At 56.3% G+C, this 6803-nt stretch carries 6 protein-coding genes and 1 tRNA gene; 1 reads left to right on the top strand and 6 read right to left on the bottom strand.

The window, feature by feature from the left end; translation table 11 throughout:
* Window positions 1-2 precede the first annotated feature (2 nt).
* Window positions 3-78 (top strand) — tRNA-Asn (locus CXP40_RS12755).
* Window positions 79-458: 380 nt separating this feature from the next.
* Here CXP40_RS12755 and CXP40_RS12750 read toward each other — a convergent pair.
* The 6 genes from CXP40_RS12750 to CXP40_RS12725 all read right to left on the bottom strand — a co-directional run bounded on the left by CXP40_RS12750 (window position 459) and on the right by CXP40_RS12725 (window position 6796).
* Entirely contained in the window at window positions 459-782 is a 324-nt protein-coding gene (locus CXP40_RS12750; RefSeq protein ID WP_079783968.1) for a helix-hairpin-helix domain-containing protein, read from the bottom strand.
* A gap of 89 nt (window positions 783-871) precedes the next feature.
* A complete protein-coding gene (locus CXP40_RS12745; protein WP_106734015.1) occupies window positions 872-2869 on the bottom strand; it encodes a nucleoside-diphosphate sugar epimerase/dehydratase in 1998 nt (665 codons plus the stop codon).
* 152 nt (window positions 2870-3021) lie between these two features.
* The gene (locus CXP40_RS12740; RefSeq protein WP_106734014.1) at window positions 3022-4203 is read right to left on the bottom strand and encodes a DegT/DnrJ/EryC1/StrS aminotransferase family protein; all 1182 of its coding nucleotides are present in this window, start codon (window positions 4201-4203) and stop codon (window positions 3022-3024) included.
* Window positions 4204-4344: 141 nt separating this feature from the next.
* On the bottom strand, window positions 4345-4980 hold the full coding sequence (locus CXP40_RS12735) for an acetyltransferase (RefSeq protein WP_106734013.1): 636 nt from the start codon (window positions 4978-4980) through the stop codon (window positions 4345-4347).
* Window positions 4977-5570: a sugar transferase gene (locus CXP40_RS12730; protein WP_106734012.1), complete on the bottom strand. Its 594-nt coding sequence runs from the start codon at window positions 5568-5570 to the stop codon at window positions 4977-4979. Before CXP40_RS12730 ends, CXP40_RS12735 begins: the two co-directional genes overlap by 4 nt.
* Window positions 5567-6796 (bottom strand): glycosyltransferase family 4 protein, encoded by a 1230-nt coding sequence (locus CXP40_RS12725; protein ID WP_106734010.1) that lies wholly within the window; start codon window positions 6794-6796, stop codon window positions 5567-5569. The genes CXP40_RS12730 and CXP40_RS12725 overlap by 4 nt, the downstream gene beginning before the upstream one ends.
* Between the last annotated feature and the right edge of the window lie 7 nt (window positions 6797-6803).

Raw genomic sequence — 6803 nt, 5'->3', positions numbered from 1 at the left:
GTTCCGCGATAGCTCAGTCGGTAGAGCAAATGACTGTTAATCATTGGGTCCCTGGTTCGAGTCCAGGTCGCGGAGCCAAATTCAAGAACCCAGCCTAACCGCTGGGTTTTTTATTGCCCGCAGGACTCTCACCAGGGACGGTGTCCCAGGTTATTCGCTTCGCTCACCCCTTCGGGGCCGCGCTGAGGCGCGTTCAGCTGCGCTGTCGAGTCCAGGTCGCGGAGCCAAATTCGAAAGCCCAGCCTCGTGCTGGGCTTTTTATTGCCTGCGGGACTCTCACTAGGGACTACATCCAGGTTATTCACCTCCCCGAGGGAGATCACCGCACCTGTAGGAGCCGCGCCCCGCGGCGAATAGCGGCCATTCCCCGATAACCAGTACCCTCACACAAAACCTTCGCCCCACAAAAACGAAAAAGGCCGGTCAAAAGACCGGCCCAGAAAACACGCCGCCAGGCGTCAGTTAACACTCAACTTGTCGCGATTCTTCTCCAGCGTCGCCTCGCCGATGCCTTTCACCTCCAACAGCTCATCGACCGAGGCGAAATTACCGTGCTCCTCCCGATAAGCCACAATAGCCTGCGCCTTGGTAGCACCAATCCCCACCAACTCACTCTGCAGCGTTGCAGCATCGGCGGTATTCAGATTGACCACGGCAACCTGCGCTACTTGCACTGCAGCCGGTTTGGCACTTTCGGTTTTTGGGGTTTCAGCTGCGGCGGCAGCCAGAGAGAAGAAAGCGAGAACAGCGAACAGAAAGGAAGATAGACGGACTTTCAACATGGGAAACACTCCTTTGTTTATGAAAAGCAAGGCAACCATAGCCTCGCTTTTCAAACTAGACGCTATCTCCCAGCTGTCAAATCAAAGCCTCAACGCTCCCGGTTTCTGAGATGAATCCAGTCGACGATCTCACCTTCCGGCACATAACCATGCACCGTCTCACGCAGAAGCACGCGTACGCGCGCGTAGTCATCCTCGCTGACAGCAGCCAGCAGCGCCTGCAAGCGTGCCTTGAGCTCGTCCCAGGGCAACATATCCTCTTCCGCGCGCATGATCATCGGATGCTCCGTAGGCTTCACATCCTCGCCAATCAGCAGCTCCTCATAGAGCTTCTCACCTGGGCGCAACCCGGTGAACTCAATACCGATATCGCCATGCGGAGTACGCTCATCGCGCACAGTCAGGCCAGATAGACGAATCATCTTTTCGGCCAGATCAGCGATCTTCACCGGCTCGCCCATATCCAGCACGAACACATCACCGCCCTGCCCCAGCGAACCGGCCTGAATGACGAGCTGCGCCGCCTCGGGGATCGTCATGAAATAGCGGGTGATGTTCGGATGCGTAACCGTCACCGGCCCGCCCTGCTTGATCTGCTCCCTGAACAACGGAATCACAGACCCGGAAGAGCCCAGCACATTGCCAAAACGCACCATGGTGAAACGGGTCTTGTTAACGTGATGAACACCTGAGTCATCACCGAACAGCAATGGCGCAGGCTCACGACTCAACGCCTGCAGCACCATTTCGGCCAGGCGCTTGGTGCTGCCCATGACATTAGTGGGCCGCACCGCCTTGTCGGTAGAAATCAAAACGAAATTGGCAACACCCGCCTTGATCGACGCTTGCGCCGCATTGAGCGTACCAACCAGGTTATTGAGCACGCCCTCGGCGACATTATGCTCGACCATCGGAACATGCTTGTACGCAGCGGCGTGATAGATGGTGTTGACCCGCCAGGTCTGCAGAATGTCGAACAACCGCTCGAAGTTACGGATAGACCCGAGAATCGGCACCAGCTTGATCGGCAGTGACTCCCGCTCGATTCGCTGCTGCAACTCGCCATGGATGCTGTAGAGATTGAACTCGCTGTGCTCGAAGAGCAGCAACGTACGCGCGCCGCTAGCGAGAATCTGCCGACACAGCTCAGAACCGATAGAGCCACCAGCTCCGGTCACCAGAACCACCTGATTCTTGATACAGCGCTCAAATAAGTCTTGCCGAGGCGGCACCGCATCACGCCCGAGAAGATCGGCGATATCCACTTCCTGGATGTCCTCGACCTTTACCCGCCCACTGGCTAGGTCGGTGAACCCCGGTACGCTACGTACATGCAGGGCATAAGGTTCCAGTGCGCCGAGAATGTCGCGCCTGCGCGCGCGCGAGATAGACGGCATCGCCAGGAGAATTTCTTCAGCTCCCGCTTCTTCGATCATCTGCCCGATGTGCTTCGGCCTATATACGCGCAAGCCGGCAATAACTCGATTTGCAACGCCGGAATCATCATCCACGAATGCGACCACACGCATGGTCTTGCTCAAGCGCAAAGCCGCCAGCAACTGATTGCCAGCGGTGCCTGCACCGTAGATGGCAACCCGTGAAACATCGTGCCTGTGAACAGGTTGATGCCCAAGAGGATCAAGCCAAGCCCCCATGAAGTACTGACGCATGAGCAAGCGCAGCCCCCCCACCAACATCAGGCTGAGCCACCAATAATTGAAAACCATGGACCGGGGGATTAGCGAGGACGAATCCCGATACCAGTAGATCACCAGCGCCAACAACAGTGCAGAGAGAGAGACGGCCTTGAAAATGCTTTTAAGCGCGTCGTTGCCAAAATACCGCATTACCGCACGGTACATCCCCATACGAACGAAAATCGGAATGGCAAGAGCAGGCGCACACGCGAACAACCAGGCATGATCATCGAAGGGCTCAGCCGCGCCAAACTCACCCAGACGCACCACAAAGGCCAACCATAGGGCGAACCAGATCAGAACGATATCCGCACCGACCTGGAGAAGGCGCTTCGAGCGCCGGGACAATCCAATCAGACGCGCTCGCAAGCGATCAGCGGCCTTTAACATCACACCCTCTCAACTACTCATATCCCTTGAATGCGCAAGGTCAATCACCAGCAACAAACTGGAAATTTCAGCTTATCAGGCGACAGCCAGATTTCATCAGCCGCCGCACCTCCCGCACCGGCGCTATCGAAGCGGGATAAACTCGCCAACCGCTAAGACGAGCAAGCAGCCGCCGTCATCACGCCGGCAAGCACACTGCAGGTTTTCATCAGTTCCTCAGCCGTCAGCGTCGGATGAACCAGAAACATCAAGCTCTCTTCACCCAGGCGACGGGCGCCGGGTAGCGGACTCGCCGGACGCCACCCCGTGCCATCGAATGCCTTCTCCAGATACACCTCGGAGCAAGACCCTGAAAAACAAGGTACGCCTTGCGCAGAAATTTCGGTCAGGATGCGATCACGCGTCCATCCTTCTCGAAGCTTGTCAGCCTCGACGAACACATAACACTTATAGGCAGCATGCATGATGTGAGAGGGAATCTCGGGCACCCGCAAGCCTGGCAAGCCCTCGGCACATGACCAGATTTGCCGTGCATTATTCAGGCGACTGGCTTGCCAGTCACTCATACGACGCAGCTGTATCCGCCCTATTACGGCTTGCACTTCCAACATACGCCAGTTAGTACCGAAACTCTCGTGCACCCACCTGAAGCCTGGCGCATGCTGACGCTCGTAGACGGCCTCCCAACTTTTGCCATGATCCTTGTACGACCACATCCGGGACCAGAGATCACGGTCATTCGTGGTCACCATGCCGCCCTCGCCACCGGTGGTCATGATCTTGTCCTGACAGAACGACCAGGCTCCCACATGCCCGATGGAGCCTACCGAGCGCCCCTTGTACTGAGCGCCATGAGCCTGCGCGCAATCTTCAATGACCTTGAGGTCGTGCTGAGCAGCAAGCTCCATGATGGGATCCATGTCGCACGGCCAGCCCGCCAGATGCACGCATATCACTGCCTTGGTGCGTGCGGTCAGTACCGCAGAAATGGTCTCGGCCGTAATGTTCTGCGAGTCGCAGTCAACATCGGCGAATACCGGAACGGCACCAGCATTTACTACCGAAGAAACCGATGCCAGAAACGTTCGCGGCGTCACTACCACTTCGTCTCCCGGCCCGATCCCAAGCGCCTTGAGAGCCAAATCAAGCGCAACCGTACCATTAGCCAGGGCAATGGCATGCTCGCTACCTACCCAGGCAGCAAATTCCTTTTCGAACTCGCGACATTCCTGCCCCGTCCAGTAGTTGACCTTATTGGAAAGAATGACGCCACGTACTGCGTCGGCCTCCTCCTCGGAAAAAGAGGGCCAAGGGGAGAAAGGAGTATTCAGCACAGCGGAGACTCTTCAGTATGGGGTTCGAAATAGCGGACAGACAAAGAGCATCTCTGATCCTTGCCCTTCTATCGTGCCGGCAAAGGAAGCGTACGATGATCGGCGGCGCTATCTCACCGTAGGGTTGTGACAAGAGTAGGTTCAGCCAGAGCTCTTCGCGGATAGAGTTCTGGCGGGTACGCCGATGACGGTCAGCAGGTCAGCCACGTCGGCCACCACCGCAGCGCCAGCCCCAACCGTGACTTGCCTGCCGATGTGGACTAGCTGGCGAACACTAGCACCGATACCTATCCAGCTCAAATCCCCGACCCTGACACCGCCAGCAAGGCATGCGCCCGGGCTGACGTGCACAGCGGCTCCAAGCACACAGTCATGATCCACACTGCATCCTGTGTTCAGGATAGCGCCCAGCCCAACCCTTGCATCAGCGTTGACCACGGCGCCGGCGAATACCACCGCTCCCCGATCCAGCAAGGCATGTCGGCTCACCGTTGCCGCAGGATGCACCAGGCAGCACAAACGCCCCCCCGCTTCCTCGAGCTCCAGCAGTTTGCGATGGCGAATGTGGTTGTTGCCAATAGCGACCAGAACCCCGTCATAGGTGTGCAACGCAGCTTTGAGTAATGCGGTGTCGCCGACCACATTCCAGGCGCCGTTGCGCGTAGTTTGCGGCCACGCATCGTCAAAGAACTCAATGACCTGCCAGCCGCAACACTCTGCTGTATCGGCCACCACCTTGCCGTGCCCACTGGCACCAAGGATTGCAAGCCTGTTCACGGCCTGTTACCGGTGAACTTGGTCATGGTTGCCTCGCCATCCGCACTGATGCCATCGCGCACCAGAACTTTCTTCACTGTGAGGAAAATGATCTTGCAATCCAGCCAGAACGACCGGTTATCCACGTACCAGACATCCAGCCTGAACTTGTCCTCCCAGCTCAATGCATTACGACCATTGATCTGCGCCCAGCCGGTAACACCGGGTCGCACCTCATGACGGCGATACTGCTCTGGACTATAAAGCGGCAGGTACTCCATCAACAGTGGACGAGGCCCCACCAGACTCATATCTCCCTTGAGCACATTCCAGAGCTCGGGGAGCTCGTCGAGACTGCTCGAGCGCAGGAAACTGCCGAAACGAGTCATACGCTGTGAATCAGGCAGCGGATTGCCATCAACATCGAAAGCATCAAGCATGGTACGAAACTTCACCATCTTGAATGGCTTTCCGTGCAGACCCGGCCTAACCTGCGAAAAGATCACCGGCGAACCAAGTTTGCGACGGATGCACACCGCTACGATGGCAATGATGGGCGCGAGGAGGATCAGACCGAACGAGGCCAGCACGATGTCCTGAAGCCGCTTCACTTACCGACCTCTGGAAAAAGAATCTCCAGGTAATCGCTGGCAAGCTTTGAGTAGCTGCGATTCTGCAACAACCATTCACGCCCTAGAGAGCCCATCAAAGAACGCTCCTCTTCGCTTCTCGACTTCATATCGAGTACTGCTGCAACCACCGCACCAACGTCATTCGCGGGCACAAACACGCCGCATCCTGATTCGTTGATCATGGAGGGATAACCGTTGTAGGAGGCCACAACAGGTTTGGCCGCCAGCATATAGTCAATGACCTTGTTCAATGACTGGCCGTAGTCCCAGACCTTGGAATCATGCACCGAAAAATAGAGAAGATCGCCCTTCTCCAGCACTGCCTGAACCATATTTCTCGGTACTTTCGGTGCGAACACCAAATTGGGAAGGTCGCCATACTGATTCTGGTAGCTTTGCTTTAAGGCGCCATCACCGACAATGACAAACTCGATGTCGGTGTGTTCGCGCATGGTGCGCGCGACGTTAAAAAACACGTCCAGAGCATTTGTGATCCCAATGGTGCCTGCATGCACGATCTTGAATTTATCACTAGAAAGGTAGCGCTCAACATAATCAATGGGGAGATTGGCAACGTCACTCAGGTGATCCTGACTCACTCCCATCGGCACACAGAAAACTGGCCGTTCGACGCCAAGCTCCTGGCGCACATGCGCAGCGAGATTAGGCATAGTGCCGACAATGGCGTCGGACTTTCTGTAAGCCAGTCGCTCCAGCCAAGCCAGGCCTCTGACGAAAAGATTGCCGCTGCTGAAACCACCCTCTTCCACTATGGTGAGCGGCCAAATATCACGTACTTCGAATACCAGTCTTGACTTGTATTTGAAGCGCATCAACAGGCCGTTGAGGATGGTCAGCAACGATAGGCTGGAAATAATGACCACGTCAGGCCGCGGCAACCGGCTCTTGTTGAGCCAGAACAAATTCCACTCGAAATGGAACCAGCTCAGAATCCTGCGCACGGACTTGGCGACCGAGTATTTCATCGTTTTCAGCCAGACGATCTTTACACCATCGCGGTCCTGCAGCGTTACACGCTTGTTCAAAACTGGCAGGTCTACCAGATTGTTGGAATCAGAGCTGATCACAACGACCTGGTATCCGGCACGCTGCATCTCGTCCACTAGAAACCAACCCCGTCCGCCGGGACTGTTGGCAGTCCTGGGTGAAAAGTATTTCGTGACATACCAGATCGTATTATTCATCGTGTCG

Source organism: Pseudomonas sp. YY-1, from assembly GCF_002843095.1.
GTDB lineage: Bacteria > Pseudomonadota > Gammaproteobacteria > Pseudomonadales > Pseudomonadaceae > Aquipseudomonas > Aquipseudomonas sediminis_A.
Note: the sequence above shows the minus strand (reverse complement) of the source record. Positions and strands in the feature narration are given on the sequence as shown.